This window comes from Streptomyces sp. NPDC057654 (assembly GCF_042800135.1).
Taxonomy (GTDB): domain Bacteria; phylum Actinomycetota; class Actinomycetes; order Streptomycetales; family Streptomycetaceae; genus Streptomyces.
Map to the genome: position 1 here is coordinate 1 of NZ_JBHVHQ010001083.1, position 2,528 is coordinate 2,528.

Annotated in this window: 3 protein-coding genes and 1 pseudogene; 1 reads left to right on the forward strand and 3 read right to left on the reverse strand. The window is 71.2% G+C overall.

Annotation, left to right across the window (positions count from 1 at the left end; genetic code table 11):
* Positions 1-153: 153 nt before the first annotated feature.
* The 3 genes from ACFU99_RS40685 to ACFU99_RS40695 all read right to left on the reverse strand — a co-directional run bounded on the left by ACFU99_RS40685 (position 154) and on the right by ACFU99_RS40695 (position 2,318).
* Positions 154-423 carry a hypothetical protein gene (locus ACFU99_RS40685; protein WP_384402929.1) on the reverse strand — a complete coding sequence of 90 codons (270 nt, stop codon included), beginning with the start codon at positions 421-423 and terminating at the stop codon, positions 154-156.
* Positions 424-771: 348 nt separating this feature from the next.
* A complete protein-coding gene (locus ACFU99_RS40690; RefSeq protein ID WP_384402932.1) occupies positions 772-1,191 on the reverse strand; it encodes a spore germination protein GerW family protein in 420 nt (139 codons plus the stop codon).
* 554 nt (positions 1,192-1,745) lie between these two features.
* Positions 1,746-2,318 carry a TetR/AcrR family transcriptional regulator gene (locus ACFU99_RS40695; RefSeq protein ID WP_384402935.1) on the reverse strand — a complete coding sequence of 191 codons (573 nt, stop codon included), beginning with the start codon at positions 2,316-2,318 and terminating at the stop codon, positions 1,746-1,748.
* Between the two features lie 84 nt (positions 2,319-2,402).
* On the opposite strand from ACFU99_RS40695, the pseudogene ACFU99_RS40700 reads away from it, so the two are divergent.
* A pseudogene (locus ACFU99_RS40700) lies at positions 2,403-2,528 on the forward strand (NADP-dependent oxidoreductase); the annotation flags it as partial.

Sequence of the window (2,528 nt, forward strand, 5' to 3'; positions counted from 1 at the left end):
GTCGCGCTCATGCGGGAGGCTCCTCCAGAACGTACATGAAAATGACTTTCACTTCATTCTGCTGCGCGCCCTGCAAAACACTCACCAAGAAAGGCCCTTTGGAACGAAAAATTCAGGATTTATGACGAGCCGCCGCTTCCACTGCGACGCCGCTCACCCACGGCAGTCGAACTCGCCCCGCGCCAGGGAGACGAGCAGATCGCCGGCGGCGCCCGGAAGCCCCAGCCGGCCGCAGCCGGTCAGCTTCTCGACCGGATCCTCCGGATCGGTCAGGCCCAGCGCGGTGAGGCCCTGGCACGGAACTCCCCCACCACCGCCGCACCGGGCATAGCCCGCAGCATCATCCGGTTCACAGCCAACGCCATCCCCGACCCCGACCAGGCCGACACCTCCGACGCCTTCGAGGCGATGCGCGACGAGCACACGGAACGGGCCCGCGCGGTGCGCTCCCCGGCCGGCGCGCACCGATAGCCGCACCACCCCGCACCGGGTGGATACACCGCGCCGTCGCGTCACCGGCGGCGCAGCGCATCCGCCACCAGCCGGGAAAGGCCCCCGCCGCCCACCGCTCCATGACCGGTCCCCCACGCGGCCGCACCCGCCAGGTCAGGTGAGGCGTCGCAGGAGGGCGCGGCGCTCGGCGTCCTCGCGCTCCGGCAGGTCTTGCAGGACGGTCACGTCGCGGTGGCGCGCGCCGCCTGTGCGAGCGCTGCGAGCACGTGGCCCCTGTGGCCGAGACTCGGGCGCCGGTTGAGGGCGAGCCCCCTCTCGTCAGCGGCGCTTGGTGAGACGGCGAGCGAGTCGTGGGACGGCAATGCCCGCGAGGAGTGCGATGAGCGGCACGACGACGTCCACCCAGGGGTCTCGTATGGGTTTGTATGTGGCCGTGCCGTCCTTGATCTCGATGAAGCCCCGGGGGCGGGCGCCGGCTCCGCCGCCCCCTCCTCCGCCTTCGCCAGTCTTGGCCGCTCCGACGTCACGGCCCGCACCGCCGCCGAAGCCGAAGCCGACTTCAGCGATCGGAATCACCGTGACGCCGTCCCTGGTGACGGGCTCGCCGTAGACGGCCGTTACCGAGGCCCGTGCGCCGAGCTTGTCGGCGAGGCGTTCCAGCAGGGTGACGGAGGCGCGTGCGGCATCCATGCCGGCCGGCGGCGCTGGCCGGTCCGCGGCGGCGTCTGTGGTGGTCATGGGTACCTCCCGGGTCGGCGATTACCGCGGTACCGAGAATGTGCGTGGTGCCTGGGGTCGGCAGGCGAGATGCGGGGAAGGTGAACCGGTCCACGGCAGTAAGGGCGAAGCCGGCGGCGGTAATCGCGGCTTGGATGTCGCGACCAGTGTGGCAACCCCCATCAGATGCGGCCAGAGGGTGGCGTCGAGTACGCGCTCCACGCAGCACATCACGGTGGGTCAGCCTGGTCCCCGCGGACCGCCTCCCAGGGATGCGGCCGGCGCGACGGGCCATCCCCAGGACCCCGACGAGCCGCTTGTAGGTCCGCCCCTCCTTGACCAGCATCCCGTCCGACAGCACGGCGTACCAGATCTGCCGGGCCGTCATCGGCACCTGCTCCGCAACCGGGCCAGCACCGCCTCCACCGCGGCGCCGGCACCGGCCGGGCCGCGATGCCCCCCGCCGATCTCCGGCGGCACGGCGGCGTACCGGATCGCCGACGAGATCGGACTTGAGCAGGCCGCCGCCCGGCTCGTACCATGCCCGGCCAGGAACGCGAGCCCCTGCGGCACGCTCAGCCGACCGTCGGGGCCGGCGGCGCGACCGCCTCACGCAGTTCGGCGGCGGTCTGGGCGACGAGCCCGGAGAGGGCCGCGTCCGGGTCGGCCAGCCAGCGGGACGTGGCGCGCCGGGAGACCGCTATCGCCACGTCGACGATGAAGCGTGCTGTGCCGGACTCGACGCCGCGGCGCGCGAGCGCCCGTACCAGTGCGTCGGCGATGTCGGCGAGCTTGATCAGATCGCGCTCGGCCAGCGCCGGACTGGCGGCGATCACCCTGACGCGGCGCAGCAGGAACTCGCGCGGGCGGAAGATCTCCTCGGCGGTCTCCAGCGCGGTCAGCAGCGCCTCCATCGGCGTGAGGCCCGGGTCGGCCGTCTCGACTTGGGCGACGAGGTGGGTTTCGAGCGCGTTGCCGGCGAAGAGGACTTCCCGCTTGTCGGGGAAATAGCGGTAGAAGGAGCGTTCGGTCAAACCGGCGGTGCGCGCGATCTGTGCGACCGAGGTGCGCTCGAACCCCTGCGCCTCGAACAGTTCGAGCGCCGCGCGTTCGAGCCGGCCCTGTGCGTCTGACTCCCATCTCGGCATACCCGCCAGCATATGACAGCAGATGCTGTTGTCATGGTGCTACGGTCGATGACAACAGATGCTGTCATCACTTGGGAGATCGTTATGAAGGCTCTTCAGTTCGACCGGTTCGGGTCCCCGGACGTGATCGTGCTCCGCGAGGTCCCGAAGCCGGAGCCGGGACCCGGCCAGATCCGGATCGCCGTGCGGGCGTGCGGACTGGCGCCGGCT